Raw genomic sequence first — 25,306 nt, forward strand, 5'->3', positions numbered from 1 at the left:
AAAGTGAGTCGCCGTAAGGGCGAAACCCTAAGTAGCCGTTACCAAAATAATGGATATGTACCCAGTCAGGCCGCCTTCGCGAGCAAGCCCGCTCCCACAGTAAATTAGGTACACCCACCAAATTCCGGTCGATTATCGCCCAACAAAAATGCCCCGATCTCTCGACCGGGGCATTGGATGTCAGTGCAACTTATATATAAAACCTTGAAGCCTTAGTGCGAAACAGCCCCACTCGCCCCCAACCCGGTCTGCGAACGAACAAACTGCGGGAAGAACAACGCCCGCTCATTGTCAGCCGCCGTGGACTTGTCGGTAACCGAGAAGAACCAGATCCCGACAAAGGCAATCATCATCGAGAACAACGCCGGATACTCATACGGGAAGATGGCTTTCTCGTGATGCATGATCTGCACCCAGATGGTTGGACCAAGGATCATCAGCCCTACCGCACTGATCAGCCCCATCCAGCCGCCGATCATCGCACCGCGAGTGGTCAGCTTTTTCCAGTACATCGAAAGCAGCAGCACCGGGAAGTTGCAGCTCGCCGCGATGGAGAACGCCAGGCCCACCATGAACGCAATGTTCTGGCTTTCGAACAGGATGCCCAGAATGATGGCCAGCACACCCAGGGCAACAGTGGTGATCTTCGAAATACGAATCTCATCCTTCTCGTTGGCCTTGCCCTTCTTGATCACGCTGGCATACAGGTCATGGGACACCGCCGAAGCACCGGCCAGGGTCAGGCCGGCCACTACCGCCAGAATGGTCGCGAACGCCACCGCCGAGATGAAGCCCAGGAAAATGCTGCCACCGACCGCATTGGCCAGGTGCACCGCCGCCATGTTGTTACCACCGAGCAACGCGCCGGCCGCGTCTTTGAAGGCCGGGTTGGTGCTGACCAGCAGGATCGCGCCGAAACCGATGATGAAGGTCAGGATGTAGAAGTAGCCAATGAAGCCGGTTGCGTACAGCACGCTCTTGCGAGCTTCCTTCGCGTCACTCACGGTGAAGAAGCGCATCAGGATATGTGGCAGACCCGCAGTACCGAACATCAGGGCCAGGCCCAGGGAGAACGCTGAAACCGGATCCTTCACCAGGCCGCCCGGGCTCATGATCGCCTCACCTTTAGGGTGAACCTTGATCGCCTCGGAAAACAGGACGTTGAAGTCGAAGTTGACGTGCTTCATCACCATCAGCGCCATGAAGGAAGCGCCGGACAGCAACAGGACAGCCTTGATGATCTGCACCCAGGTGGTCGCCAGCATGCCGCCGAACAACACGTAAAGGCACATCAGCACGCCCACCAGGATCACCGCAACGTGATAATCAAGGCCGAACAGCAACTGGATCAGCTTGCCGGCACCAACCATCTGGGCGATCAGGTAGAACGCCACCACCACCAGCGAACCGCAGGCGGACAGCGTACGGATCTGGGTTTGCCCCAGGCGATAGGACGCCACGTCGGCAAAGGTGTATTTACCCAGGTTACGCAGGCGCTCGGCGATCAGGAACAGAATGATCGGCCAGCCCACCAGGAAGCCGATCGAATAGATCAGCCCGTCATAGCCCGAAGCGAACACCAGCGCGGAAATCCCCAGGAACGAGGCAGCCGACATGTAGTCGCCGGCAATCGCCAGACCGTTCTGGAACCCGGTGATCTTGCCACCGGCCGCATAGTAGTCGGCAGCCGACTTGTTGCGCTTGGAGGCCCAGTAGGTAATGCACAGGGTGGCCCCCACGAACACAACGAACATCAGGATCGCGGCGACGTTGAGAGGTTGTTTATGCACTTCACCGGTCAGGGCGTCAGCCGCCCAGGCGCCCGGTGCAAAAGCCGCGATGCTCAATAGAGCCAGTAGACGCCGGATCATTGCTGAGCCTCCTTGAGAATCGCATTGTTCAGGTCGTCGAACTCGCCATTGGCACGTCGTACGTAGATACCGGTCAGGACGAAGGCCGAAACAATCAGCCCGACGCCAATCGGTATGCCCCAGGTAATCGAAGACTCGGGACTGATTTTCGTCCCCAGCACTTGCGGCCCATAGGCGATCAAAAGGATGAATGCGGAGTAAAGCCCAAGCATGATCGCCGAAAGAATCCAGGCGAATCGCTCCCTCTTGCTCACCAGCTCCTTGAAGCGCGGGCTGTTTTGTATAGAGAGGTAAATGCTGTCGTTCATTGTTTTTATCCTCGCAGCACAGATTTAGTTGGAACGGTATCCACTCTATGCGGCTGCGGGGCAGGTTCCAGACGACCTTAGTCTTAGAACCACATGGTGTTTTCGCCAATCTCCAGCACACCATAAACAAGTGTGGGAGCGAGCCTGCTCGCGAAGGGGCCATAACATTCAACAACATTGTTGTCTGTTACACCGCCATCGCGACCAGGCTCGCTCCCACAGGGTCAAGCACGCTCTTTGCTATTACTTGGTCCAGTCAGCAACACGCTCAGGGTGTTTGGCAACCCAATCCTTCGCAGCGGCTTCAGGCTTGGCACCGTCCTGAATCGCCAGCATGACCTGACCGATTTCGTCCTTGGATTCCCATTGGAAGTTCTTCAGGAACTTCGCCACTTCCGGCGCCTTGGCCTCCAGGCCTTTGCTGCCGATGTTGTTCACGGTTTCAGCCGCGCCGTACACGCCTTTCGGGTCTTCGAGGAAGCGCAGTTTCCACTTGGCGAACATCCAGTGCGGCACCCAACCGGTCACGGCGATGGATTCGTTTTTCTTCTCGGCACGGGTCAGCTCGGCGATCATGCCGGCGCCGGAACTGGCCTTGTTTTGATACCCGGTCAAGTCATAGTCCTTGATGGCCTGGTCGGTCTTGATCATCACACCTGAACCGGCGTCGATGCCAACGATGCGTTTCTTGAAGCTGTCGTCGGTTTTCAGGTCCTCGATGGACTTGGCTTTAACGTACTCCGGCACGATCAGGCCGATTTTCGCGTCCTTGAAGTTCGGGCCGTAGTCGACGACCTGATCCTTGTTCTTCGTCCAGTATTCGCCATGGGTAACCGGCAGCCAGGCCGACAGCATGGCGTCAAGTTTGCCGGTGGCCACGCCCTGCCACATGATCCCGGTAGCGACCGCTTGCAGCTTCACGTCGTAACCGAGTTTCTGCCGGATCACCTCTGCGGCCACGTTGGTCGTGGCGACGCTGTCCGACCAGCCGTCGACATAACCGATAGTCACTTCCTTACCGGCGGCACTGGCCACGGTAGCGCTGATCGCCAGCACCAAAGCGGCACCTGCGCCCAAGAGTCGTCGCATCTTCATCGTTACTTCCCCGAAAGTGCTGCGCTCGACGGATGCCGAGTCGCTTAAACGTATTGTTATGGTGCACAGCGCCCCCATCACGCCGACCGCAAACTCGTTCGTTCATCAGCGGAGTACTGACGCCTCCGATAATCAACCTGACGCTCATCGCGACCTGCTCTATCAGCGACCTCAATCCATCGAGAAACGACATCAGAAAGCCATTAATCTTCAACGCGACCAACGCACCGCAGGTTCCGCCCGAACTTTGCATGTCAAAATCATGCAGGCCACCAAGCACAGGGTAAATGCAGGTAACATGCGCCGCTTTGTTCCCACACGGCCTGACCATGTCCGCGACATCACGCTTTCCATTTCCTGCTTATCTATTCGCCTGCCTGCTGGGGCTTTTTGCCCTCTGCGGTTTCTGGTACGGCATTGGCAAACCGGTGATCCTGCCGGATGTCGCCAGCGCCACGCACAAGCTGCAATGCGCGTCCTACACGCCGTTCGACAAGGACCAATCGCCGTTCGACGTGCCATTCAACTTGCGCCCCGAACGCATGGACGCCGACCTCGCGCTGCTGTCCAAAAGCTTCGAATGCATCCGCACCTATTCCATGACCGGCCTCGAAGCCCTGCCGGACCTGGCGCGCAAGCATGGCTTGAAGCTGATGATCGGCGCCTGGGTCAACAGCAACCCGGTGGACACCGAAAAAGAAGTCGACCTGCTGATCGCCTCGGCCAACGCCAACGCGGATGTGGTGAGCGCGGTGATCGTCGGCAATGAAACCCTGTTACGCAAGGAAGTCACCGGTGCGCAATTGGCGAAGCTGATCAACAAGGTCAAAAGCCACGTCAAACAGCCTGTCACCTATGCCGACGTCTGGGAGTTCTGGCTCAAGCATCCGGAAATCGCCCCCGCCGTGGATTTCCTGACCATCCATTTGCTGCCGTATTGGGAAGATGATCCATCGAACATCGACGCAGCCCTTCAACATGTGGCCGAAGTACGCCAGGTGTTCGGCAACAAGTTTGCGCCCAAGGATGTACTGATCGGTGAAACCGGCTGGCCAAGCGAAGGTCGCCAGCGCGAAACGGCCCTGCCGAGCCGGGTCAACGAAGCCAGGTTCATTCGTGGTTTTGTCGCCATGGCCGAGCAACAGGGCTGGCACTACAACCTTATCGAAGCCTTCGACCAGCCATGGAAACGCGCCAGCGAAGGTGCGGTCGGAGGTTACTGGGGACTGTTCGATGCCGATCGCCAGGACAAGGGCGTGCTGGCCGGGCCAGTGACAAACGTACCCTACTGGTCGCAATGGCTGGCGGTGGGCGGATTGATCTTCATCGGCACGTTGCTGCTTGGCGGCCGGGTTCGCACGACGCGCTCGGCGCTGGTGCTGCCCCTGCTCGGTGCATTGGCGGCGTGCTCGATTGGCGCCTGGGGTGACCTGGCACGGGTCACCACGCGTTTTACCAGTGAGTGGTTGTGGGTCGCATTGCTGACTGCGCTGAATCTGCTCGTGCTGGCCCATGCCGCGCTGTCATTGAGTGCTCGTAGCGGTTGGCGCGGACAGGCTTTCAACTTGCTCGAACGCCGTGCTGGCTGGCTGGTCGCAACAGCCGGTTTCGCGGCAGCCGTGATGATGCTGGAACTGGTGTTCGACCCGCGCTACCGCAGCTTCCCGAGTGTCGCATTCATCGTGCCGGCGCTGGTGTATCTGTGCCGCCCGGTGAATGTGCCGCGCCGCGAGATTGCGTTGCTGACTTTCATCATCGGCGCCGGCATTGCGCCGCAACTGTTCCGTGAAGGCCTGCAGAATCAGCAGGCCTGGGGCTGGGCGCTGGCGAGTGGGTTGATGGTGGCGGCGTTGTGGCGTTGCTTGCGGGTTCGCAGGGCTTGATTTTGCATTGACTTGACTGGCCTCTTCGCGAGCAAGCCCGCTCCCACAGGTTCTTCGGCGAACATCTACTTTGTGTTCGACAACGATCAAATGTGGGAGCGGGCTTGCTCGCGAAGACGGACTTTTAAACGCCGCGAGACTCCCTGACCAACCGCAACCCCGCTATCACCACTGCGAACACCGCCAGCGTCGTGTTGTACAACGCCAGCGCCGGAAACCCGAACACCAGCGCCAGCACCGCCAGCCACCAGCCGGCCCGGCCCGGTACGACAAAGCCCAGGATCGCCGCGCCCAGCGCAGCCCAGCCCGGAATCGCGAAGTGGATCATCAGCCCCAGGTTCGAACGCACCTGGCATTCCCAGCGGCTTGCTTCATCCACGCAAATGCCGACCCACTGCGCATCCTCCATGAAGCCATAACGCGCGCCATAACTGGCGGCCAGCCAAACCGGCAGCAACACAAGCAGCAAAATCACGGGCAAACGGCGGGACATGTAACACTCCAATAGGCGAAAAACGGCGGCCAGCTTAATCGCACGACAGCCTTAGGCAAGCACTAACAACTGTTAACTGGTCATTCAATCGCTGCAAAGTGTATCGTCCAGCTACTATTACTTCGAAATCAGGCCAGTTTGGTGTCGATGCGTGGCACTTTGGCGCAATTGCAGCGGTCATAGCCTGCGAAATTCATTCGGCACCTTCCTCTAAGGGATTTAGTCATGCTCCGTTCCTTGCGCTTCGCCGCCCTGTTTGGCGGCCTTATATTGAGTGCGTCCGCACTGGCGGTCGAGATTGACGCCGCCAGTTATGGCTACCCCCTGACCAACCCGTTCGAGGCGACCATCGCGACCACGCCGCCGGACCTGCGTCCGGAGCTGCCCCTGGACGATGACATCGATCAGGCGGTGCGCAGCGTCACCTTGCGTCCGGAACGGGAATTCGATTTGCCGGACAATTTCTGGGCGGTCAAGAAACTCGACTACCGCATTGCCACGCAGGATCACGCCGCGCCGCTGATTTTCCTGATCGCCGGCACCGGTGCGCGCTATGACGCCAGCCTGAACGAATACCTGAAGAAGCTCTATTACAAAGCCGGCTACCACGTGGTGCAGCTGTCATCGCCCACCAGCTATGACTTCATGAGTGCCGCATCGCGCTTCGCCACGCCGGGCATTTCCAAGGAAGACGCCGAAGACTTGTACCGGGTAATGCAGGCCGTGCGGGCGCAAAACCCGAAAGTGCCGGTCACCGATTACTACCTGACCGGGTACAGCCTGGGCGCACTGGATGCCGCTTTCGTTTCGCACCTGGATGAAACCCGCCGCAGCTTCAACTTCAAGAAAGTCCTGCTGCTCAACCCGCCGGTCAACCTCTATACCTCGATCACCAACCTCGACAAGCTGGTCCAGACCGAGGTCAAGGGCATCAACAACAGCACCACATTCTATGAACTGGTGCTGAACAAACTGACCCGCTACTTCCAGCAAAAGGGCTACATCGACCTCAACGATGCCCTGGTCTACGACTTCCAGCAGTCCAAACAGCAGCTGAGCAACGAACAGATGGCCATGCTGATCGGCACCTCGTTCCGCTTTTCGGCGGCCGACATCGCCTTCACTTCGGACTTGATCAACCGTCGCGGCCTGATCACCCCGCCCAAGTTCCCGATTACCGAGGGCACCAGCCTCACGCCATTCCTCAAGCGCGCATTGCAATGCGACTTCGACTGCTACATCACCGAACAGGTGATCCCGATGTGGCGTGCCCGCACCGACGGCGGCAGCCTGCTGCAACTGATTGACCAGGTGAGCCTGTACGCACTGAAGGACTATCTGCACGAAAGCCCGAAAATCGCCGTGATGCACAACGCCGACGACGTGATCCTCGGCCCTGGCGACCTTGGCTTCCTGCGCAGGACCTTCGGTGATCGCCTGACTGTTTACCCGCTCGGTGGCCACTGCGGCAACATTAACTACCGCGTCAACAGCGACGCCATGCTGGAGTTCTTCCGTGGCTAAATATCTCCTGCTTATCGCAGCGCTACTCTGTGCAGGCGTCGCCAATGCCGACAACAGCAAGGCCAACGCTCCCGTGGTCGTCGACAGTGACGGCTTCAAGGAACCGCTGAGCAAACTCAAATTCAACCCGGGCCTGGATCAGCGCGAGTTCGAGCGTTCGACGCTCAGCGCACTGGCGGTCTACGACCCGCTGGAAGAGTGGAACCGGCGCGTGTATCACTTCAACTACCGCTTCGACCAATGGGTGTTCCTGCCGGTGGTCAACGGTTACCGCTACGTCACCCCAAGCTTCCTGCGTACCGGCGTCAGCAACTTCTTCAACAACCTGGGTGACGTCCCCAACCTGTTGAACAGCCTGCTGCAACTCAAGGGCCAGCGCTCGCTGGAAACCACCGGGCGACTGCTGCTCAACACCACGATCGGCATCGCCGGCCTGTGGGATCCGGCCACCGCCATGGGCCTGCCGCGCCAAAGCGAAGACTTCGGCCAGACCCTGGGCTTCTACGGTGTGCCGGGCGGCGCTTACTTCGTCCTGCCGATCCTCGGTCCGTCCAACCTGCGTGATACCGGCGGCCTGGCGGTGGATTTCACTGCCGAGAATGCAATCAACTTCCTCAACGTGGCCGAGGTCAGCTCCAACCATCCGGAAGTCTGGATCCTGCGCAGCATCGACAAGCGCCACCAGACCAGCTTCCGCTATGGCCAGCTGAACTCACCGTTCGAGTACGAGAAAGTGCGCTACGTGTACACCGAAGCGCGCAAGTTGCAGATCGCCGAGTAAACAGTCCCCAAAAAACACTGTAGGAGCGAGCTTGCTCGCGATGGACTCGAGAGCGCCGCGTTTAACCAGTAAAGGCGCGTCATCGTTAACGACCATCGCGAGCAAGCTCGCTCCTGCAGTTGTTATATGTTGGCTTTAGCCTTTGAGCGCTTTCCAGATTTTGCCGGCAGCCAAAACCCCAACCAGCACCACCGCCCCCGCCACAATCCCCGCCACCCCATTAAGCAACGTCGGCACGATAAACCCGGCACCGCCTGCCGCCGCACCGACACTTTCGATCCAGTGATGCACCACCGGCACGCCGTGGGTCAGGATGCCGCCGCCGACCAGGAACATCGCCGCGGTGCCGATCACCGACAGGCTTTTCATCATGTACGGAGCCGCACGCAAAATCCCGCCGCCGATGCTCCTGGCCATCTGGCCAGGCTTCTGGGTCAGCCACAGCCCCAGATCATCGAGCTTGACGATGCCCGCGACCAACCCGTAGACACCGATGGTCATGACGATGGCGATCCCCGACAGCACGATGACTTGCTGGCTCAGCGCCGACTCAGCCACGACACCGAGGGTGATGGCAATGATTTCTGCCGAGAGAATGAAGTCGGTGCGGATCGCGCCCTTGATCTTGTCCTTTTCAAACGCCACCAGATCTACCGCCGGGTCTGCTACTGCTTCGACCAATTCGGCATGTTCAGCCTGATCTTCTGCCTTGCTGTGCAGGAATTTGTGGGCGAGCTTTTCGAACCCTTCGAAGCACAGATAGGCGCCACCGAGCATCAACAGCGGCGTGACCAGCCACGGAATGAACGCACTGATGGCCAGCGCCGACGGCACCAGGATCAATTTATTGATGAACGAACCCTTGGCGACCGCCCAGACCACCGGGATTTCCCGCTCGGCCCGCACACCGCTGACTTGCTGGGCATTGAGTGCCAGGTCGTCACCGAGTACGCCGGCCGTTTTCTTGGCGGCCATTTTGGTCATCAACGACACGTCGTCCAGCACGGCCGCGATGTCGTCGATCAGCACCAGCAAACTGCTTCCTGCCATGAATCGGGTTTCCTTCTGTAATGAATGCGCAGCAGCATAGCGCGGCATCAAGGGCTGCGGTGCATTCTTGAGCGCCGCGCGAGGCCGGTGATACCATGCGCAACCGCCAGAACAGGCAAGGAATCACCTGGGTTATGAGCACTATCCGCGAGCGCAACAAACAACTGATCCTGCGTGCCGCCAGTGAGGAATTTGCCGACAAAGGCTTCGCTGCGACCAAAACCAGTGACATCGCAGCCAAGGCGGGATTGCCCAAGCCCAACGTCTACTACTACTTCAAATCCAAGGAAAACCTCTACCGCGAGGTTCTGGAAAGTATCATCGAGCCAATCCTGCAGGCTTCGACACCGTTCAATCCGGACGGCGAGCCCGGTGAAGTGCTCAGCGGCTACATTCGCTCGAAAATCCGCATCTCCCGCGACCTGCCTTTCGCCTCCAAGGTGTTCGCCAGCGAAATCATGCACGGCGCGCCCCACCTGAGCAGCGACCTGGTCGAACAGCTCAATGGCCAGGCCAAGCACAATATCGAGTGCATCCAGACCTGGATCGACCGCGGGCAAATCGCCCCCATCGACCCCAACCACCTGATGTTCAGCATCTGGGCCGCGACCCAGACCTACGCCGACTTCGACTGGCAGATCACCGCCATCACCGGCAAGGCCCGGCTGGATGAAGAGGATTACGAAGCGGCGGCGCAGACGATCATCCGGTTGGTGCTCAAGGGGTGTGAGCCGGGTTGAAAGACCGCAGCGCGGCTATTCGCGAGCAAGCCCGCTCCCACAGGGGATCGGTGGGCGCTGAAGATCCATTGTGGGAGCGGGCTTGCTCGCGAATGGCGACAACCCGGTTTTAGATCAAACCCAGATCGCATCCCACAACGGATAGTCTCCAATCTTCTCGACCAGCCCCGCCCGCAATGGGTTAGCAACAACATACCGAGCCAGCTTCACCAGATCTTCTTCTTTTCTTAAAGCATGGTCATGGAAACCTTGCTGCCAGAGGCTACCTGTTCTTCCAGTAGCCGCATTGAATGTTCGGGTACTCAAGGATTTGGTTTGGCACATCAACTGGCCCAATGAGCCTTTGTTCAACTGAATCAACCAATGAAAATGATCGGGCATGACTACCCAGGCCAAGGAATCGGCGAAGCCATCACTCTGCGCTTGCCTGAATTGATGGACCACCAAGCGACCCAAGGTGTAATCCCTGAAAACAGGTTCTCGCTTCAGGGTATTGGCAGTCAGCAGGTAGATGCGATTTTGCTCGGCATAACGGCCGATGCGCAGGCGGTGTGAAGCTGACAGTTCAGGCATTCCCTTGCCCTCTCTCATGATGAAATCATCAAAAGGCTAGACCGGGGAATATGGGAGAGTGGGCCAGACTTTTAGCTGGATGTGTCTGAGAAATTGCCTTCGCGAGCAAGCCCGCTCCCACAGGGGACTGGTGGGCGCTGAGGATCCAATGTGGGAGCGGGCTTGCTCGCGAAAGCGGTTAATCTGTCGCTACATCATCAAGCAGCCACCCCCGCATCCGCCACCAACCCCAACGCCTCGATCGCATTGATCGCGCACTGCTCATCGACATCCGACAAATCGCCGCTGATCCCCACCGCCCCCAGCACGTTCCCGTCCTGATCCCGAACCAGCACACCACCCGGTGCCGGCACGACGCTGCCCTGCCCCAGGCTGTTCAACGCGGCGATGAATGCCGGGCGCTGCTGGGCGTCCAGCGCCAGCAGGCGTGAGCCCTTGCCCAGTGCTATGGCGCCCCAGGCCTTGCCGATGGCGACGTGCGGGCGCAACAGGCTGGCGCCGTCTTCGCGCTGCAGGGTGATCAGATGCCCGCCGGCATCCAGTACCGCAATGGTCAAGGGCGCTGCCGAGATGGCCCGCCCTGCACTGATGGCCTCGTTGACCAGGTTGACTGCGACTTTCAAGGTTAAAGCGCTCATGGTGCCGTCCTCATTTTGTTTTTCGGAAAGCCGTTGGGCTGCGCCGTTGTGCCGCAGCCCGATACAACAAATAGAACACAATGAATTATTTTTTTGTATACAATAATTCTCGAAAGGCGCCACATGCGACGAAAAGCCACAGTAGATTGGGCTTCCGACGAATGAAACGAGCGCTTGAGAAAATGGATTGACCTGCGCCGTCCGCCGTGAATACACTCTGCGCAAAGCCACTTGTATACAATTACAAAACGTAAAGAGGCACAAAACCATGAGCAAAATGAGAGCAATCGAAGCCGCCGTTCTGGTGATGCGCCGTGAAGGGGTCGATACCGCTTTTGGCATCCCGGGTGCCGCCATCAACCCGCTGTACTCCGCCCTGCAAAAGGTTGGCGGCATCGATCACGTACTCGCTCGCCACGTTGAAGGCGCCTCGCACATGGCCGAGGGCTACACCCGCACCAAGGCTGGCAACATTGGTGTGTGCATCGGCACTTCCGGCCCTGCCGGCACCGACATGGTCACCGGGCTCTACAGCGCCTCGGCCGACTCGATCCCGATCCTCTGCATTACCGGCCAGGCACCCCGCGCCCGTATGCACAAGGAAGACTTCCAGGCTGTCGACATCACCAGCATCGTCAAGCCAGTGACCAAGTGGGCAACCACCGTTCTGGAACCGGGCCAGGTGCCTTACGCGTTCCAGAAGGCCTTCTATGAAATGCGCTCCGGCCGCCCAGGCCCGGTGCTGATCGACCTGCCGTTCGACGTGCAGATGGCCGAAATCGAATTCGACATCGACGCCTACCAGCCACTGCCGCTGGCCAAGCCGAGCGCTACCCGCGTGCAGGTTGAAAAGGCCCTGGCCATGCTGGATCAGGCCGAGCGCCCATTGCTGGTGGCCGGTGGCGGCATCATCAATGCCGACGCCAGCGATCTGTTGGTGGAGTTCGCCGAGCTGACCGGTATCCCGGTGATCCCGACCCTGATGGGCTGGGGCACCATTCCCGACGATCACCCGCTGATGGTGGGCATGGTTGGCTTGCAGACCTCGCACCGCTACGGCAACGCGACCATGCTCAAGTCCGACGTTGTGCTCGGCGTGGGCAACCGCTGGGCCAACCGTCACACCGGTTCCGTTGACGTGTACACCGAAGGCCGCAAGTTCATTCACGTTGATATCGAACCGACCCAGATCGGCCGCGTGTTCACTCCGGACCTGGGCATCGTGTCCGACGCCGCTGCCGCGCTGACCGTGTTCATCGAAGTTGCTCGCGAATGGCAAGCCGCCGGCAAGCTGAAGAACCGCAGCGCCTGGCTGCAAGACTGCCAGCAGCGTAAAGCCAGCCTGCAGCGCAAGACTCACTTCGACAACGTGCCGGTCAAGCCGCAACGCGTCTACGAAGAGATGAACCAGGTGTTCGGTAAAGACACCTGCTACGTCAGCACCATCGGTCTGTCGCAGATTGCCGGCGCGCAGTTCCTGCACGTCTACAAGCCGCGTCACTGGATCAACTGCGGTCAGGCCGGCCCGTTGGGCTGGACCATTCCGGCAGCGCTGGGCGTGGTCAAGGCTGATCCGAACCGTAAAGTCGTGGCCCTGTCGGGGGACTATGACTTCCAGTTCATGATCGAGGAATTGGCGGTGGGCGCGCAGTTCAAGCTGCCGTACATTCATGTTGTGGTGAACAACTCGTACCTGGGTCTGATCCGTCAGGCACAGCGCGGTTTCGACATGGACTACTGCGTGCAGCTGTCCTTCGATAACCTCAACGCTCCGGAGCTCAACGGTTACGGTGTCGACCACGTCGCGGTGGCCGAAGGCCTCGGCTGCAAGGCGCTGCGTGTGTTCGAACCGGCTCAGATCCAGCCTGCCCTGCGCAAGGCCCAGGAACTGATCGAGGAGTTCAAGGTTCCAGTGATCGTCGAGATTATCCTGGAGCGCGTGACCAACATTTCCATGGGTACCGAGATCAACGCCGTCAACGAATTCGAAGACCTGGCGCTGGTCGGCGACGACGCACCGACTGCGATTTCGCTGCTTGATTGATAGCTGACCGCTCCTGCTGTGGGAGCGGGCTTGCTCGCGAAGAGGGAGTGTCAGTCGATAACAATGCTGACTGAACCACCGCCTTCGCGAGCAAGCCCGCTCCCACAGGGGACCTCAAACACATACGGGAGACCACCATGCCGCGTTTCGCAGCCAACCTGTCCATGCTGTTCACCGAACAGGACTTTCTTGCCCGTTTCGAAGCGGCCGCCAAAGCCGGCTTCAGTGGTGTCGAATACCTGTTTCCGTACGACTTCAGCTCCGCCGAAATCAAGGCCCAGCTCGACGCCAACGGCCTGACCCAAGTGCTGTTCAACCTGCCGGCCGGTGACTGGGCCAAGGGCGAACGCGGTATCGCGTGCCTGCCGGACCGGGTTGAAGAGTTCCGTGCCGGTGTCGACCTGGCCATCGCTTACGCACAAGTGCTGGGCAACACCCAGGTCAACTGCCTGGCCGGTATTCGTCCGCAGGGTTTTGACGATGCCACCGTGGAGAAAACCTTCGTCGCCAACCTCAAGTACGCGGCCGACAAGCTGCAAGCGGCGGGTATCAAACTGGTGATGGAAGCGATCAACACCCGTGACATTCCAGGTTTCTACCTGAACAACACGGCGCAAGCCCTGTCGATTCGCGAGCAGGTCGGCAGCGCCAACCTGTTCCTGCAATACGACATCTACCACATGCAAATCATGGAAGGCGACCTGGCCCGCACCCTGCAATCGCACCTGGGCGAGATCAACCATGTGCAGCTCGCGGACAACCCGGGGCGCAACGAACCAGGTACCGGTGAAATCAACTACCGCTTCCTGTTCGAACACCTGGACCGCATCGGTTACCAGGGCTGGGTCGGTTGCGAATACAAGCCGCTGACCACGACTGAAGCGGGCCTGGGCTGGCTCAAGACCCATAACGCTATTTAACGCAGCTCCCTATGTAGGAGCGAGCTTGCTCGCGATAAGCGTCAACGATAACGCGTACTGCCTGGATGGACGCGGCGCCAAATCGTTCATCGCGAGCAAGCTCGCTCCTACAAAAGACAAAAACAAGAGGATTTTCTCATGGCTAAAATCGGATTTATCGGCACCGGCATCATGGGCCACCCAATGGCAGCGAACCTGCAGAAAGCCGGTCACAGCCTGTTCCTGTCGGCGCACCACGACCCTGCGCCTGCCGACCTGGTCGCCGCTGGCGCCGTTGCCCTGGCGAACCCGAAGGAAGTGGCTCAGGAAGCCGAATTCATCATCGTCATGGTCCCGGATACCCCGCAGGTCGATGACGTGCTGTTCCGCGCTGACGGCGTTGCTGCCGGTGTTGGCAAAGGCAAAGTGGTGATCGACATGAGCTCGATCTCGCCGACCGCCACCAAGGCTTTCGCGGCAAAGATCAACGAAAAAGGCGCGCAATACCTCGACGCCCCGGTCTCCGGCGGTGAAGTCGGCGCCAAGGCTGCGACCCTGAGCATCATGGTCGGCGGCGATGCCGACGCCTTCGAACGCGCCCTGCCGCTGTTCCAGGCCATGGGCAAGAACATCACCCTGGTCGGTGGCAACGGCGACGGTCAAACCGCCAAGGTGGCCAACCAGATCATCGTGGCCCTGAACATCCAGGCCGTGGCTGAAGCCCTGCTGTTCGCTTCGAAAAACGGTGCTGACCCTGCCAAGGTGCGTGAAGCACTGATGGGCGGTTTCGCCTCCTCGAAGATCCTCGAAGTGCACGGCGAGCGCATGATCAAGGGCACCTTCGATCCGGGCTTCCGCATCAGCCTGCACCAGAAGGACCTGAACCTGGCCCTGCAAGGCGCCAAGGAGCTGAACATCAATCTGCCGAACACCGCCAACACCCAGCAAGTGTTCAGCACCTGCGCGGCCATCGGTGGCAGCAACTGGGACCACTCGGCGCTGATCAAGGGCCTGGAACACATGGCGAACTTCTCGATTCGCGACAAGAAGTAAGCCCTGCCCCAAACCGGTTCAAACCTGTGGGAGCAGGCCTGTGGCGAGGGGGCTTGCCCCCGTTGGGTTGCGAAGCAGCCCCAAAATCTGTGATGCACTGAAGATCTTGTGAGTGCTGCGCACTCAAACGGGGGCAAGCCCCCTCGCCACAGAGTCGCTCCCACTGGGTCCGCGACAAACCCAATAACAAGAATTCCGGGAGCCCGCCATGTCGGTCGATCCGCAACAATTGCTGCGCGAGCTGTTTGCCACAGCCATCGACGCGGCGCATCCGCAACAAGTGCTCGAAGCCCATCTGCCTGCCGACCGCAGCGGCCGCGTGATCGTCATTGGTGCCGGCAAAGCTGCAGCCGCCATGGCCCAGGTGGTCGAGCGCTGCTGGCAGGGTGAAGTATCCGGCCTGGTGGTGACCCGTTACGGTCACGGCGCCCCTTGCGAAAAAATCGAAGTGGTCGAAGCCGCGCATCCGGTACCGGACGCTGCCGGCCTGGCCGTGGCCAAACGTGTGCTTGAACTGGTCAGCAATCTCAGCGAAAACGACCGCGTGATCTTCCTGCTCTCCGGTGGCGGCTCTGCCCTGCTGGCATTGCCGGCCGAAGGCATCACCCTGGCCGACAAGCAGTCGATCAACAAAGCCCTGCTCAAGTCCGGCGCCACCATCGGCGAGATGAACTGCGTGCGCAAGCACCTCTCGGCGATCAAGGGCGGCCGCCTGGGCAAAGCCTGCTGGCCTGCCACGGTCTACACCTATGCGATTTCCGATGTACCGGGCGACCTCGCCACGGTCATCGCCTCCGGCCCTACCGTGGCCGACCCGAGCACGTCGGCCGAAGCGCTGGCGATCCTCAAACGCTACGCCATCGAGGTTCCGGCCTCGGTGCGCAACTGGCTGCAAAGCCCTGAATCGGAAACCGTCAAACCCGGTGACCCGAGCCTGGCGCGCAGCCATTTCCAGTTGATTGCCCGCCCGCAACAGTCCCTCGAAGCGGCAGCGGTGAAATGCCGTCAGGCCGGATTCAGTCCGCTGATCCTCGGCGACCTCGAAGGCGAATCCCGCGAGGTGGCGAAAGTCCACGCCGGCATCGCGCGGCAGATCGTGCTGCACGGTCAGCCGCTGGCGGCGCCCTGCGTGATTCTCTCGGGCGGTGAAACCACCGTCACCGTGCGCGGCAATGGCCGTGGCGGGCGCAACGCCGAGTTCCTGCTGAGCCTGACCGACAGCCTCAAGGGCCTGCCCGGCGTCTACGCACTGGCCGGCGACACCGACGGCATCGACGGTTCGGAAGACAACGCCGGCGCAATCATGACCCCGGACAGCTATGCCCGTGCTGCAGCACTGGGCCTGAGCGCCAGCGACGAGTTGGACAACAACAATGGCTACGGCTACTTCGAGGCACTCGACGCCCTGATCGTCACCGAGCCGACCCGTACCAACGTCAATGACTTCCGCGCCATCCTGATCCTTGAGAGCACTAACCATGACGCCTGACAAAAAGGTCAAAATCCTCGCCACCCTGGGTCCGGCCATCGACGGCATCGACGCCATCCGTGAACTGGTGCGGGCCGGGGTCAACATCTTCCGCCTGAACTTCAGCCATGGCGATCACGCCGACCACGCCATGCGTTTTCAATGGATCCGTGAAGTCGAGCGCCAGCTCAATTATCCACTGGGCATTCTGATGGACCTGCAAGGCCCGAAACTGCGGGTCGGCAAGTTCGCCGAAGGCAAGGTGCACCTGATCCGCGGCCAGGCCTTGCGCCTGGACCTCGATGCCACGCCAGGCGATGAGCGCCGGGTCAACCTGCCACACCCGGAAATCATCGCCGCGCTGGAACCGGGCATGGACCTGCTGCTGGACGACGGCAAGCTGCGCCTGCGCGTCGTGACCAAGTACGCCGACGCCATCGACACCACCGTGCTCAATGGCGGCGAACTGTCGGACCGCAAAGGCGTGAACGTGCCGCAAGCGGTACTCGACCTGAGCCCGCTGACCGCCAAGGATCGTCGCGACCTGGCCTTCGGTCTGGAGCTGGGCGTGGACTGGGTGGCGCTGTCGTTCGTACAACGTCCCGATGACATCCGCGAGGCCCGCACCCTGATCGGCGACAAGGCCTTCCTGATGGCCAAGATCGAGAAGCCCTCGGCCGTCGAACAATTGCGCGAGATCGCTGAATTGAGCGATGCGATCATGGTTGCCCGTGGCGACCTGGGTGTGGAAGTGCCGGCCGAAAGCGTGCCGCAGATACAGAAGAACATCATCAGCACCTGCCGCCAGCTCGGCAAACCGGTGGTGGTGGCGACCCAGATGCTGGAGTCGATGCGCTTCTCACCGGCGCCCACCCGCGCCGAAGTCACCGATGTGGCCAACGCCGTGGCCGAAGGTGCGGACGCGGTGATGCTGTCGGCGGAAACCGCGTCCGGCGAATACCCGCTCGAAGCCGTGCAGATGATGAGCAAGATCATCCGCCAGGTGGAAAACGGTCCGGACTATCAGACTCAACTCGACGTCAGCCGACCGAAAGCCGAGGCGACGGTTTCCGACGCGATCAGCTGCGCCATTCGCCGCATCAGTAACGTGCTGCCGGTAGCGGTGCTGGTGAACTACAGCGAGTCCGGCGCATCGAGCCTGCGCGCGGCGCGGGAGCGGCCGACGGTGCCGATCCTCAACCTGACACCGAACCTGCAAACCGCCCGTCGCCTGAGCGTGGCGTGGGGTGTGCACTCGGTGGTCAACGATCGCCTGCGTCAGGTCGATGAAGTCTGCTCGACGGCCCTGGAGATTGCCCAGGCCCAGGGCATGGCGCAGCGCGGCGACACGTTATTGATCACCGCCGGTGTGCCCTTTGGGCAGCCGGGGTCGACTAACTCTTTGCGTATCGAGACATTGATCTAGCGCCTGAACTGGCCTCTTCGCGAGCAAGCCCGCTCCCACACTGGTTTTGTGTCGTTCACAGAACCAGTGTGGGAGCGGGCTTGCTCGCGAAGCAGGCGACACGATTCACTGGATACACCACAGACTTCATCATGCCTGCCAACCATTTCAACACCCACTGCCCTGACTGGGCCGAAGCGTTGCTCAACGGCTTCAGCCAGATCTTTCTCCAGCGCAATCCGCTGTGCGGCCTGCTGTGCCTGCTGGCCATTCTGTTCACGGCGCCCGCCTTGCTCGGCGGCGCTTTGCTCGGCGGTGTCGCCGGGCTGCTCACCGCGCAACGTCGCAACTATGCCAAGGCTGATCGGCAAGCCGGACTGTTCAGCTACAACGGCGTTCTGCTCGGTCTGTTGCTGAGCCTGTATTTCCCCTGGTCGGCGATGATGCCGCTGCTGATTCTGGCCGCCGGAGGCCTGAGCGCGATGATCACCCAGCAGTGGCTCAAGCGCGTCCGGGTCAGCCAATACCTGCCTGCCTACACGGCGCCCTTCGTCGGCTTGGGCTGGTTGCTGCTGTGCTTCGCCACGCCCTCGACACAAGCGCACTTGATCGAAGTCAGCACGCTGAACATGCTCGCCGCCCCCCTCAAAGGCCTCGGCCAGGTGATGTTCCTCGGCCACCCGCTGGCCGGTGCGATGATTGCCGCCGGTTTGCTGATCGCCGATCGCCGCGCATTCGGCTGGGCGTTGCTGGCGTCTGTCGCCGGCATGGGCTGGAGCCTGCTGAACCATGACGTCTACAGCGCATTGCTCGGTCTCGGTGGCTATAACGCCGTACTCGCCGCCCTCGCCTTCAGCTCGCAGCGTCGCCAACCCTGGCTGCCGCTGGTTGGCATCGGTCTGGCGCTGGTGCTGACGCCGGTCTTTGCCGCCATCGGTCTGCCCACACTGACCGCGCCATTCATTCTTGCCTGCTGGCTGATCCGCAGCGTTATGCAAATGCTCGGCAAAGCCGCCGTCGAAAGCGCGCCTTGCGCTACCGGGGAGAATCAACCTAGGCTGCGTTGATTTACGGCCAAGGCGATGGGCATGAACAGCAACGACACGTGGCGTAATCGCCTGTACGTGATTATTTTCCAGACCGACACCTTTGCCGGGCGGCGCTTCGATACCGCCCTGCTGCTGATCATCTTCGCCAGCCTGGTGGTGGTGATCCTCGACAGCATCGATGAAGTCCACCAGAACTACGCCAACTTGCTGGCGCTCATCGAGTGGGGCTTCACGGTGATCTTCCTCGGCGAGTACATCCTGCGCCTGTACTGTTCGCCCAAGCCCCTGCGCTATGCCTTCAGCTTCTATGGCCTGGTGGACCTGCTGGCCATCGTGCCCGGCGTCCTCGCGCTGTACTACAGCGATGCCCAGTACCTGCTGATCATCCGGGTGATCCGGATGCTGCGGATCTTCCGCGTACTCAAACTGGGCCCCTACCTCAAGCAAGCCCATTACCTGCTCGATGCCCTGCGCGGCAGCAAGCAGAAAATCCTCGTGTTCCTGCTCAGCGTCTGCACCCTGGTGACAGTGTTCGGCACCCTGATGTACGTGGTCGAAGGCCCGGAGCATGGCTTCACCAGCATCCCCAAGGGCATTTACTGGGCGATCGTTACCCTCACCACCGTCGGCTACGGCGACATCGTGCCCAAGACCGCACTGGGCCAGGTTATTTCATCGATGGTGATGATCACCGGTTACTCGATCATTGCCGTGCCCACCGGGATCTTCACCGCCGAACTGGCCACGGCCATGCGTGGCGGCCAGTTGCAGCACGACTGCCCGGTGTGTGCGAAAAACAGCCACGAACAGGAAGCGTCGTTCTGTTCCCGTTGCGGCAATGCACTATTCAAAAAAGTGGAATAAGCAAAGAGCTTTTTAATATTTAAAGGACTAAAAGAGCCCGGTTATAGTCGCTGGCAAAATCGTATCGACCGCACCACCTGCAGGAGCGAGTTCACTCGCGAAAAACGCCAGGACAACACGGGCACTTAGACAGCCCGCGTCATCGTTAGCGTCCATCGCGAGCAGGCTCGCTCCTACAGTGTTGGTGCGGCGACTCCTACACAAAGAACAAGGACTGCGCAGTGAAAAAACTCTTTGGCGCCTCACTTCTCGCCGCTGGCCTGGCCCTGGGCAACATCGCCCAGGCTGCACCGACCCTGCTCAACGTTTCCTACGACGTGATGCGCGATTTCTACAAGGACTACAACACTGCGTTCCAGAAACACTGGCAAGCCGAGCACAACGAAAACATCACGCTGCAAATGTCCTTCGGCGGCTCCAGCAAACAGGCACGTTCGGTCATCGACGGCTTGCCGGCTGACGTGATCACCATGAACATGGCCACCGACATCAACGCCCTGGCCGACAACGGCAAACTGGTCCCGGACAACTGGGTCACGCGCCTGCCGAACAACAGCGCGCCATTTACCTCGGCCACCGTGTTCATCGTGCGCAAGGGCAACCCGAAAGCCCTGAAGGACTGGCCGGACCTGCTCAAGGACGGCGTCCAGGTCGTCGTGCCGAACCCGAAGACCTCCGGCAACGGTCGCTACACCTACCTCTCGGCGTGGGGCTACGTGCTGAAAAACGGCGGCGATGAGAACAAGGCGAAGGAATTCGTCGGCAAGCTGTTCAAGCAGGCGCCGGTACTCGACACCGGCGGCCGTGCCGCCACCACTACCTTCATGACCAACCAGATCGGCGACGTGCTGGTGACCTTCGAGAACGAAGCGGAAATGATCGCCCGCGAGTTCGGCCGTGATCAGTTCGAAGTCATCTACCCAAGCGTCTCCGCCGAAGCCGAACCACCGGTGTCGGTGGTCGACAAATCAGTCGACAAGAAAGGCACCCGCGCCGCCGCCGAGGAGTACCTGAAGTACCTGTGGTCGCCGGAAGGCCAGGAGATTGCAGCAGCGAACTACCTGCGCCCGCGTGACCCTGCGGTGCTGGCCAAGTACACCGACCGCTTCCCGAAAGTGGACTTCCTGTCCGTGGAGAAGACCTTCGGTGACTGGCGCACCGTGCAGAAGACCCACTTCAATGATGGCGGGGTTTTCGACCAGATCTACAGCGGTCAGTGATGATCTGAACACTGCAACGCCTGTGGGAGCGGGCTTGCTCGCGAAGAGGCCATCACATTCAACATTGATGTCGACTGTTGCGCCGCCTTCGCGAGCAAGCCCGCTCCCACAGTTTTTTCACCTGCTGTTTCAGCTCAGGTTGCCGCAGAAAATAGCCTGGTGACCATCGGCCGGGTTTTCACGCACCACCAGGGCATAGCCGCCGGCTCGAAGAGTCTCGACGGCGACCGGTGCGCTTTTCCAGAAATACTGGTGCGCCGCCGCCGAATAGAACCGTGCATTGGGTCCGTCGTTCATGTCATAGGCCGGCTTTGCGCCCAGGTTCTCGCAACTGCCGGGGTAGATGTAAGCCAGCAGACGACCCGGTAACGCACTGCCCATGGGCTCGCCACTGACCGCAAACCAGAACACGGTGTCATGCCCACTGGGCATCATGATCGGCCGGCCGATGTTCCCGACATTGGCCGAGGTGCCTTTCAGGGGAACATTGGTGACCTGGTTGTCAGGCACTGTCGAACATCCACAGAGCCCGCCGACTGCTACGACTAACGCCAGCGAAGATACGATTTTCATCGTGATACTCCCGCTTGTAAGGACACATTGAAGTGATCCCCCCTGTAGATTCTAGCTATCGGGGCGCTGCGGGTTTTTCTTCGGATGGTCGGTCGCCACGTACCGGCTACATCGGCGGAGTCACGCCATCCTTGCCCGCCGAGATGGATTGAGCGGTAAGCGTGCCGTCAGCACCCTGCGTCACAAAAGTCACGATCTTCACGCCTGCCTTCAACAGGCTGCGATCGGCTGGCGTCAGGTTGACGATGGGTACGTCCTCGGGCACCAGGATCTTCTGTTGGCCGCCCTTGTAGTTGACGGTCAACACCCGACCATTGCTCACCACCAGGTCGCCGACGCTGCCGTTGGTCATGCTGCTGCCCTTGACCAGGTCAAACGGCCGATGACCGTCGCCACTGCCGGCCAGTTCCGGCGGGAAAACGTGGACCTCCAGGGCCTTGAGAGTGCCATCCTCCTGAGGAATGGCTGCCGAGCCAATGTAGCTGCCGGGCTTGATGTCTTCGATGTTGGCCAAGGTCACGGCGCGGACCTTGGTGTCCTTGGTCAGATTGATCACCACGTTGTCGCCGCTGTTGGCATGGACATTCAGAACGTCCTGGCTGACGCCGGTGATCTCGCCGCGCACACCGATGCGCGTGCCCGGTGCGTCTTCGGCCTGGACCAGGCCTGCGTTGAAGAGGCTGATCAAGGAGACAACTGAAACGCAGCGAATCAGCTGACGGAACATCGCATTCATGGAGCGCCCCTCCGGTTATATGACTTGGAGTGAGAACATAAGCACGCTATCGAACAAGATGTAAGTGAATGTATCATTCACCTTCGATGTTTTGACGCAAGGCACTTCGGCGCACGACACAAGCGTCCGTCAATCATTCCGCAACGGAATGATTACTATCACTCCAATCCCGCTTCCGCCGTTTCAGTCAGCCCATTAGCCTGCGCGCAATCCTTTCCGTACAGCGAGACCCGTTATGAACCCAGCGACCCAGGTACCCCACGGCACCGCGACTATGACCCGAGGCATGGTGCTGCTGTTCGCCTTCTGCTGCGGCGCCATTGTCGCCAACATCTACTACGCCCAGCCGATCATCGGCCTGATCGCTCCGGACATCGGCCTGAGCAATGCCATGGCCAGCCTGATCGTGTCCCTGACTCAGATCGGCTATGCGCTGGGTCTGTTTTTCCTGGTGCCGTTGGGAGACTTGCTGGAGAACCGCCGGTTGATGATCATCACCACGCTGGTGGCGATTGTCAGCCTGCTGGGTGCGGCGTTCACCGATCAACCGAACGTGTTCTTGCTGATTTCGCTGTTGGTGGGGTTCAGTTCGGTTTCGGTGCAAATCCTGATTCCGTTGGCCGCGCATCTGGCGCCGGAGGAAACCCGTGGCCGTGTGGTGGGTGCAATCATGGGCGGTTTGTTGCTTGGCATCCTGCTGGCCCGGCCGGTGTCCAGCGTGGTGGCCGATCACTTCGGCTGGCGGGCGATGTTTGTGATTGCCGCGCTGTTGATGGCGGCCATCAGCATCGTGCTGGCACTGACCATTCCCAAGCGGGAACCTGATCACAGCGCGTCCTATGGCCAATTGCTGGGCTCGCTGTGGACGTTGTTGCGCAAGCAGCCGGTGCTGCGCCAGCGCGCGTTTTACCAGGGCTGCATGTTTGCCACCTTCAGCCTGTTCTGGACCGCCGTGCCGCTGGAGCTGGCGCGCAATCACGGTTTGTCGCAAAGCGAGATCGCGATTTTCGCGCTGGTGGGCGCCATCGGCGCCATTGCCGCCCCGATCGCCGGACGCCTGGCCGATGCCGGGCACACCCGCATCGCGTCATTGCTGGCCCTGCTGTTCGCCAGCCTGAGTTTTCTGCCGGCGTTCATCCATCCGGCCTACAGCGTCATCGGCCTGGCCGTGACCGGCGTGGTGCTCGACTTCTGCGTGCAGATGAACATGGTCCTCGGCCAGCGTGCGGTCTACGCCCTCGACGGCAAAAGCCGCAGCCGCCTGAATGCGCTGTACATGACCAGCATCTTCATCGGCGGCGCCTTTGGCTCTTCGGTGGCCAGCGCGGTGTACGAACACGGTGGCTGGTTGTGGATCGTGATCGTCGGCAGTGCGTTTCCATTGTTGGCACTGCTGCGGTTCCTGAGTGTTTCGCCAAAGGTTTCGCTGGCAACGGCGTAAGCCGCAAAACCCGGTCGGACCGCCGCCTGGAGCAAGCTCGCTTGTATGCCAGGACTTGTAGGGAGGAGGAAGGACTGGGTACTGCTGGGTGTTATTCGTCAATGCAACCCAGCAACCGTTCGACCGTTTGCTCAAGTGGTCCGGAGTTGTCGAGCACGTGCACGGCCGGGTCCTGCGCCAGCAATTGCTCGCTGAATCGGGCATTGCGCGCCAGCCGCTGATCGATCTCGATCGGCGATTCCCGCCCGCGCTCCAGCAAGCGCTGGCGCAGTACCGCCTGATCCACCGTCAACAGCAGCACCAGCGCGTTCGGATAGCGCAGGCGCGTGTTCTGCAAATGCCCGCGAGAGCCATTGACCAGTACGTTTTGCCCGGCGGCCAGCCAATCGTCGATTTCCCGCGGGATGCCATAGGACAAGCCATTGGCGTGCCAGCTCAAGGCAAACGCGCCCAGGGCCTCCATATCGGCGAACTGCTGTGCACTGACGCCCAGCGCCGCTTCTCCCACGGCTTCGGCCGAGCGCGTGATGACCCGCCGAACAATGCGACAGCCGCGTTCGGCCAACCGTGCTCGCGCAGCATCCAGCAGGCTGTCCTTGCCCGAACCTGAAGGCCCGATGAGATAGATCAACCTGCCCGCCATCAAACCCACCTCTTCAATTTTCACCTTGTTTGCCGTAGCCACGGCGACTGTCTGATTGCGCTTGCATCAGATCGGCCCGCAGGCCCGGCGTATGATCCATCACCGATACCGGTTGCACCAGCGGGTTTTCCAGCGGATCACGGTATAGGCAGCGCAGGTCAATCCGATGTCGGGTGTTGGGCGATGTGTTTTTTTCCGGTGTACATATCCGTTTCTTCGGTAACGGCGGCTAGCGGTTCCGCCTTTACGGCGGGTCACTTTGGAAAAGCCTGCGCGGCCCGGCGCAAAGTAACCAAAACGCTCTGCCCCTGACGTTCGGTGCCTCGCCAAGGCTCGGCATTCCCTCGCTCCGGTCCTGCTCCGTGGGCCCGCCGCGATCGGCCATCCATGGCCGTACGCGGCTAACCCGGCATCCATGCCGGGTTGCCCACTGCGCAGAACCGGAACGAAGCCTCTCGAGGGGGCGTACACCTCAAAAGCCAAAGCAAAAGCGAGGCGGCCTGACAGCCGACCTGACCAAAATTGACCGCGCCCCCCTGTAGGAGCGAGCCTGCTCGCGAAAAACGCCGGGACACCGCGGGGATTCAGACAGCCCGCGTCATCGTTGACGACCATCGCGGGCAAGCCCGCTCCCACAGAAGAGCAAAAGCAGAGCAAAAGCAGAGCAAAAGCAGAGCAAAAGCAGAGCAAAGGCAGACCGGCGTACACCCACGCCCTTCACCACTCAACAGGCCGAGCGTTAGCTCGCCTGCCGCTCTTGATCTTGATCCACCCGCCCCCTCGGCAGGCTGAGCGGAGGTGTTCATCCGGGGACTGGCGCGCAGCGCCATTCGGCGCAGCCGAACACATTGCAGGGAGGTGCAGCGAAGCAAACCGTAGGGCAATGCCCCCGGATGAATGCCGGAGCGAAGGAACCCCGAGCCCTGGCGAGGGGCCGGACGTTCGGGGCGAGCGT

General features: G+C 60.5%; 23 protein-coding genes. 13 read left to right on the forward strand and 10 right to left on the reverse strand.

From position 1 onward, the window contains the following. Nucleotides 1–212: 212 nt before the first annotated feature. From ACLD1X_RS19040 to ACLD1X_RS19050, 3 genes are all read right to left on the reverse strand, one after another. On the reverse strand, nucleotides 213–1,871 hold the full coding sequence (locus ACLD1X_RS19040; protein ID WP_429370270.1) for a cation acetate symporter: 1,659 nt from the start codon (nucleotides 1,869–1,871) through the stop codon (nucleotides 213–215). After that, nucleotides 1,868–2,179, reverse strand: a complete 312-nt coding sequence (locus tag ACLD1X_RS19045; RefSeq protein ID WP_008020577.1) for a DUF485 domain-containing protein — start codon at nucleotides 2,177–2,179, stop codon at nucleotides 1,868–1,870. Before ACLD1X_RS19045 ends, ACLD1X_RS19040 begins: the two co-directional genes overlap by 4 nt. 243 nt (nucleotides 2,180–2,422) lie before the next feature. Further along, on the reverse strand, nucleotides 2,423–3,274 hold the full coding sequence (locus ACLD1X_RS19050; protein WP_429370272.1) for a glycine betaine ABC transporter substrate-binding protein: 852 nt from the start codon (nucleotides 3,272–3,274) through the stop codon (nucleotides 2,423–2,425). Nucleotides 3,275–3,561: 287 nt separating this feature from the next. Between ACLD1X_RS19050 and ACLD1X_RS19055 the strand changes: the two genes are divergently transcribed. Further along, nucleotides 3,562–5,157 carry a beta (1-6) glucans synthase gene (locus ACLD1X_RS19055; protein WP_429370274.1) on the forward strand — a complete coding sequence of 532 codons (1,596 nt, stop codon included), beginning with the start codon at nucleotides 3,562–3,564 and terminating at the stop codon, nucleotides 5,155–5,157. A 124-nt stretch (nucleotides 5,158–5,281) separates the two neighbouring features. Here the strand turns inward: ACLD1X_RS19055 and ACLD1X_RS19060 are convergent, their stop codons facing one another. After that, entirely contained in the window at nucleotides 5,282–5,650 is a 369-nt protein-coding gene (locus ACLD1X_RS19060; RefSeq protein WP_429370276.1) for a hypothetical protein, read from the reverse strand. Between the two features lie 225 nt (nucleotides 5,651–5,875). On the opposite strand from ACLD1X_RS19060, the gene ACLD1X_RS19065 reads away from it, so the two are divergent. Together ACLD1X_RS19065 and ACLD1X_RS19070 are read left to right on the forward strand one after the other, a co-directional pair. Next, a complete protein-coding gene (locus ACLD1X_RS19065; RefSeq protein WP_429370278.1) occupies nucleotides 5,876–7,174 on the forward strand; it encodes a serine/threonine protein kinase in 1,299 nt (432 codons plus the stop codon). Next, nucleotides 7,167–7,955, forward strand: a complete 789-nt coding sequence (locus ACLD1X_RS19070) for an MlaA family lipoprotein (RefSeq protein WP_429370280.1) — start codon at nucleotides 7,167–7,169, stop codon at nucleotides 7,953–7,955. Before ACLD1X_RS19065 ends, ACLD1X_RS19070 begins: the two co-directional genes overlap by 8 nt. A 135-nt stretch (nucleotides 7,956–8,090) precedes the next feature. Here the strand turns inward: ACLD1X_RS19070 and ACLD1X_RS19075 are convergent, their stop codons facing one another. Next, complete coding sequence (locus tag ACLD1X_RS19075; protein ID WP_429370282.1) at nucleotides 8,091–9,005, reverse strand: DUF808 domain-containing protein; 915 nt, start codon at nucleotides 9,003–9,005, stop codon at nucleotides 8,091–8,093. Between the two features lie 134 nt (nucleotides 9,006–9,139). Here ACLD1X_RS19075 and ACLD1X_RS19080 point away from each other — a divergent pair, with 134 nt between their 5' ends. Next, entirely contained in the window at nucleotides 9,140–9,745 is a 606-nt protein-coding gene (locus ACLD1X_RS19080; protein WP_032829822.1) for a TetR/AcrR family transcriptional regulator, read from the forward strand. Between the two features lie 114 nt (nucleotides 9,746–9,859). Here ACLD1X_RS19080 and ACLD1X_RS19085 read toward each other — a convergent pair whose 3' ends face one another. After that, a complete protein-coding gene (locus ACLD1X_RS19085) occupies nucleotides 9,860–10,318 on the reverse strand; it encodes an REP-associated tyrosine transposase (RefSeq protein WP_429370284.1) in 459 nt (152 codons plus the stop codon). Between the two features lie 197 nt (nucleotides 10,319–10,515). Then, nucleotides 10,516–10,956: a GlcG/HbpS family heme-binding protein gene (locus ACLD1X_RS19090; protein WP_103394780.1), complete on the reverse strand. Its 441-nt coding sequence runs from the start codon at nucleotides 10,954–10,956 to the stop codon at nucleotides 10,516–10,518. Between the two features lie 268 nt (nucleotides 10,957–11,224). Here ACLD1X_RS19090 and gcl point away from each other — a divergent pair, with 268 nt between their 5' ends. From gcl to ACLD1X_RS19130, 8 genes are all read left to right on the forward strand, one after another. Beyond that, the gene (gcl, locus tag ACLD1X_RS19095) at nucleotides 11,225–13,000 is read left to right on the forward strand and encodes a glyoxylate carboligase (RefSeq protein ID WP_007991778.1); all 1,776 of its coding nucleotides are present in this window, start codon (nucleotides 11,225–11,227) and stop codon (nucleotides 12,998–13,000) included. A 137-nt stretch (nucleotides 13,001–13,137) separates the two neighbouring features. Beyond that, nucleotides 13,138–13,920, forward strand: coding sequence for a hydroxypyruvate isomerase (gene hyi / locus ACLD1X_RS19100; protein WP_090453874.1), 783 nt, complete (start codon nucleotides 13,138–13,140; stop codon nucleotides 13,918–13,920). A 138-nt stretch (nucleotides 13,921–14,058) separates the two neighbouring features. Next, entirely contained in the window at nucleotides 14,059–14,952 is an 894-nt protein-coding gene (locus ACLD1X_RS19105) for a 2-hydroxy-3-oxopropionate reductase (protein WP_429370287.1), read from the forward strand. Between the two features lie 208 nt (nucleotides 14,953–15,160). Continuing rightward, on the forward strand, nucleotides 15,161–16,441 hold the full coding sequence (locus ACLD1X_RS19110; protein WP_429370289.1) for a glycerate kinase type-2 family protein: 1,281 nt from the start codon (nucleotides 15,161–15,163) through the stop codon (nucleotides 16,439–16,441). Further along, nucleotides 16,431–17,846: a pyruvate kinase gene (pyk, locus tag ACLD1X_RS19115; RefSeq protein WP_429370291.1), complete on the forward strand. Its 1,416-nt coding sequence runs from the start codon at nucleotides 16,431–16,433 to the stop codon at nucleotides 17,844–17,846. Before ACLD1X_RS19110 ends, pyk begins: the two co-directional genes overlap by 11 nt. Nucleotides 17,847–17,977: 131 nt before the next feature. Further along, the gene (locus ACLD1X_RS19120) at nucleotides 17,978–18,892 is read left to right on the forward strand and encodes an urea transporter (protein WP_429370293.1); all 915 of its coding nucleotides are present in this window, start codon (nucleotides 17,978–17,980) and stop codon (nucleotides 18,890–18,892) included. Between the two features lie 21 nt (nucleotides 18,893–18,913). Beyond that, on the forward strand, nucleotides 18,914–19,738 hold the full coding sequence (locus ACLD1X_RS19125; RefSeq protein WP_429370295.1) for an ion transporter: 825 nt from the start codon (nucleotides 18,914–18,916) through the stop codon (nucleotides 19,736–19,738). Nucleotides 19,739–19,959: 221 nt separating this feature from the next. Then, a complete protein-coding gene (locus ACLD1X_RS19130) occupies nucleotides 19,960–20,958 on the forward strand; it encodes a sulfate ABC transporter substrate-binding protein (protein ID WP_413428523.1) in 999 nt (332 codons plus the stop codon). Nucleotides 20,959–21,087: 129 nt separating this feature from the next. On the opposite strand, the gene ACLD1X_RS19135 is transcribed toward ACLD1X_RS19130, so the two are convergent. Further along, nucleotides 21,088–21,531: a hypothetical protein gene (locus ACLD1X_RS19135; protein ID WP_429370297.1), complete on the reverse strand. Its 444-nt coding sequence runs from the start codon at nucleotides 21,529–21,531 to the stop codon at nucleotides 21,088–21,090. 106 nt (nucleotides 21,532–21,637) lie between these two features. Beyond that, complete coding sequence (locus tag ACLD1X_RS19140) at nucleotides 21,638–22,267, reverse strand: hypothetical protein (RefSeq protein ID WP_429370299.1); 630 nt, start codon at nucleotides 22,265–22,267, stop codon at nucleotides 21,638–21,640. Nucleotides 22,268–22,502: 235 nt separating this feature from the next. Between ACLD1X_RS19140 and ACLD1X_RS19145 the strand changes: the two genes are divergently transcribed. Further along, the gene (locus tag ACLD1X_RS19145) at nucleotides 22,503–23,708 is read left to right on the forward strand and encodes an MFS transporter (protein WP_429370301.1); all 1,206 of its coding nucleotides are present in this window, start codon (nucleotides 22,503–22,505) and stop codon (nucleotides 23,706–23,708) included. Nucleotides 23,709–23,799: 91 nt separating this feature from the next. Here ACLD1X_RS19145 and phnN read toward each other — a convergent pair whose 3' ends face one another. Further along, on the reverse strand, nucleotides 23,800–24,351 hold the full coding sequence (gene phnN, locus ACLD1X_RS19150; RefSeq protein ID WP_429370303.1) for a phosphonate metabolism protein/1,5-bisphosphokinase (PRPP-forming) PhnN: 552 nt from the start codon (nucleotides 24,349–24,351) through the stop codon (nucleotides 23,800–23,802). Nucleotides 24,352–25,306: the final 955 nt, after the last annotated feature.

It is taken from the genome of Pseudomonas sp. 18173 (assembly GCF_050432945.1).
Taxonomy (GTDB): Bacteria; Pseudomonadota; Gammaproteobacteria; order Pseudomonadales; family Pseudomonadaceae; genus Aquipseudomonas.

Coding starts and splice junctions, on each gene's coding strand:
- ACLD1X_RS19085 (WP_429370284.1), bottom strand. CDS start 10,318: ATGCCTGAACTGTCAGCTTCACACCGCCTGCGCATCGGCCGTTATGCC.
- ACLD1X_RS19060 (WP_429370276.1), bottom strand. CDS start 5,650: ATGTCCCGCCGTTTGCCCGTGATTTTGCTGCTTGTGTTGCTGCCGGTT.
- ACLD1X_RS19135 (WP_429370297.1), bottom strand. CDS start 21,531: ATGAAAATCGTATCTTCGCTGGCGTTAGTCGTAGCAGTCGGCGGGCTC.
- ACLD1X_RS19045 (WP_008020577.1), bottom strand. CDS start 2,179: ATGAACGACAGCATTTACCTCTCTATACAAAACAGCCCGCGCTTCAAG.
- ACLD1X_RS19055 (WP_429370274.1), top strand. CDS start 3,562: ATGCAGGTAACATGCGCCGCTTTGTTCCCACACGGCCTGACCATGTCC.
- phnN (WP_429370303.1), bottom strand. CDS start 24,351: ATGGCGGGCAGGTTGATCTATCTCATCGGGCCTTCAGGTTCGGGCAAG.
- ACLD1X_RS19090 (WP_103394780.1), bottom strand. CDS start 10,956: ATGAGCGCTTTAACCTTGAAAGTCGCAGTCAACCTGGTCAACGAGGCC.
- ACLD1X_RS19105 (WP_429370287.1), top strand. CDS start 14,059: ATGGCTAAAATCGGATTTATCGGCACCGGCATCATGGGCCACCCAATG.
- ACLD1X_RS19050 (WP_429370272.1), bottom strand. CDS start 3,274: ATGAAGATGCGACGACTCTTGGGCGCAGGTGCCGCTTTGGTGCTGGCG.
- ACLD1X_RS19140 (WP_429370299.1), bottom strand. CDS start 22,267: ATGAATGCGATGTTCCGTCAGCTGATTCGCTGCGTTTCAGTTGTCTCC.
- hyi (WP_090453874.1), top strand. CDS start 13,138: ATGCCGCGTTTCGCAGCCAACCTGTCCATGCTGTTCACCGAACAGGAC.
- ACLD1X_RS19110 (WP_429370289.1), top strand. CDS start 15,161: ATGTCGGTCGATCCGCAACAATTGCTGCGCGAGCTGTTTGCCACAGCC.
- pyk (WP_429370291.1), top strand. CDS start 16,431: ATGACGCCTGACAAAAAGGTCAAAATCCTCGCCACCCTGGGTCCGGCC.
- gcl (WP_007991778.1), top strand. CDS start 11,225: ATGAGCAAAATGAGAGCAATCGAAGCCGCCGTTCTGGTGATGCGCCGT.
- ACLD1X_RS19075 (WP_429370282.1), bottom strand. CDS start 9,005: ATGGCAGGAAGCAGTTTGCTGGTGCTGATCGACGACATCGCGGCCGTG.
- ACLD1X_RS19065 (WP_429370278.1), top strand. CDS start 5,876: ATGCTCCGTTCCTTGCGCTTCGCCGCCCTGTTTGGCGGCCTTATATTG.
- ACLD1X_RS19120 (WP_429370293.1), top strand. CDS start 17,978: ATGCCTGCCAACCATTTCAACACCCACTGCCCTGACTGGGCCGAAGCG.
- ACLD1X_RS19080 (WP_032829822.1), top strand. CDS start 9,140: ATGAGCACTATCCGCGAGCGCAACAAACAACTGATCCTGCGTGCCGCC.
- ACLD1X_RS19040 (WP_429370270.1), bottom strand. CDS start 1,871: ATGATCCGGCGTCTACTGGCTCTATTGAGCATCGCGGCTTTTGCACCG.
- ACLD1X_RS19125 (WP_429370295.1), top strand. CDS start 18,914: ATGAACAGCAACGACACGTGGCGTAATCGCCTGTACGTGATTATTTTC.
- ACLD1X_RS19145 (WP_429370301.1), top strand. CDS start 22,503: ATGAACCCAGCGACCCAGGTACCCCACGGCACCGCGACTATGACCCGA.